The sequence below is a fragment of the Streptomyces sp. NPDC005141 genome (genome assembly GCF_053599975.1).
Genome location: NZ_JBSFYW010000138.1, coordinates 1 through 1,866 on the forward strand (window position 1 = coordinate 1; position 1,866 = coordinate 1,866).

At 57.4% G+C, this 1,866-nt stretch carries 1 rRNA gene; it reads right to left on the minus strand.

Features of this window, described 5'->3' with window-relative positions:
* Positions 1–1,808 (minus strand): 23S ribosomal RNA (locus ACWD68_RS41555); the annotation flags it as partial.
* Positions 1,809–1,866 lie beyond the last annotated feature (58 nt).

The following is a 1,866-nucleotide window of genomic DNA, read 5'->3' on the forward strand; positions in this document are numbered from 1 at the left end:
ATGAAACTCGCTAGAGGCTTTTCTCGACAGCATAGGATCATCCACTTCACCACAATCGGCTCGGCATCAGGTCTCAGCCTTGATGTGTGACGGATTTGCCTATCACACGGCCTACACCCTTACCCCGGGACAACCACCGCCCGGGATGGACTACCTTCCTGCGTCACCCCATCACTCACCTACTGCAGGTCTGGTCCGTCGGCTCCACCACTCCCCTTTGCCCGAAGGCTCCGGGGCGGCTTCACGGACTTAGCATCGCCTGGTTCAATGTTTGACGCTTCACAGCGGGTACCGGAATATCAACCGGTTATCCATCGACTACGCCTGTCGGCCTCGCCTTAGGTCCCGACTTACCCTGGGCAGATCAGCTTGACCCAGGAACCCTTAGTCAATCGGCGCACACGTTTCTCACGTGTGTATCGCTACTCATGCCTGCATTCTCACTCGTGAACCGTCCACCACTGCCTTCCGGCGCGGCTTCACCCGGCACACGACGCTCCCCTACCCATCACAGCGGGCGTTGGCCCTATTGCTGCAATGACACGACTTCGGCGGTACGCTTGAGCCCCGCTACATTGTCGGCGCGGAATCACTAGACCAGTGAGCTATTACGCACTCTTTCAAGGGTGGCTGCTTCTAAGCCAACCTCCTGGTTGTCTGTGCGACTCCACATCCTTTCCCACTTAGCGTACGCTTAGGGGCCTTAGTCGATGCTCTGGGCTGTTTCCCTCTCGACCATGGAGCTTATCCCCCACAGTCTCACTGCCGCGCTCTCACTTACCGGCATTCGGAGTTTGGCTAAGGTCAGTAACCCGGTAGGGCCCATCGCCTATCCAGTGCTCTACCTCCGGCAAGAAACACACGACGCTGCACCTAAATGCATTTCGGGGAGAACCAGCTATCACGGAGTTTGATTGGCCTTTCACCCCTAACCACAGGTCATCCCCCAGGTTTTCAACCCTGGTGGGTTCGGTCCTCCACGACCTCTTACAGCCGCTTCAACCTGCCCATGGCTAGATCACTCCGCTTCGGGTCTTGAGCGCGCTACTGAATCGCCCTATTCGGACTCGCTTTCGCTACGGCTTCCCCACACGGGTTAACCTCGCAACGCACCGCAAACTCGCAGGCTCATTCTTCAAAAGGCACGCAGTCACGACGCACTGAGTAAACTCAATGCGCGACGCTCCCACGGCTTGTAGGCACACGGTTTCAGGTACTATTTCACTCCGCTCCCGCGGTACTTTTCACCATTCCCTCACGGTACTATCCGCTATCGGTCACCAGGGAATATTTAGGCTTAGCGGGTGGTCCCGCCAGATTCACACGGGATTTCTCGGGCCCCGTGCTACTTGGGTGTCTCTCAAACGAGCCGTTGATGTTTCGACTACGGGGGTCTTACCCTCTACGCCGGACCTTTCGCATGTCCTTCGCCTACATCAACGGTTTCTGACTCGTCTCACAGCCGGCAGACTGTGAAAGAGAGATCCCACAACCCCTTGCATGCAACCCCTGCCGGGTCTCACACATACAAGGTTTGGCCTCATCCGGTTTCGCTCGCCACTACTCCCGGAATCACGGTTGTTTTCTCTTCCTGCGGGTACTGAGATGTTTCACTTCCCCGCGTTCCCTCCACACTGCCTATGTGTTCAGCAGTGGGTGACAGCCCATGACGACTGCCGGGTTTCCCCATTCGGAAACCCCCGGATCAAAGCCTGGTTGACGGCTCCCCGGGGACTATCGTGGCCTCCCACGTCCTTCATCGGTTCCTGGTGCCAAGGCATCCACCGTGCGCCCTTAAAAACTTGGCCACAGATGCTCGCGTCCACTGTGCAGTTCTCAAACAACGACCAACCACCCATCACCCCC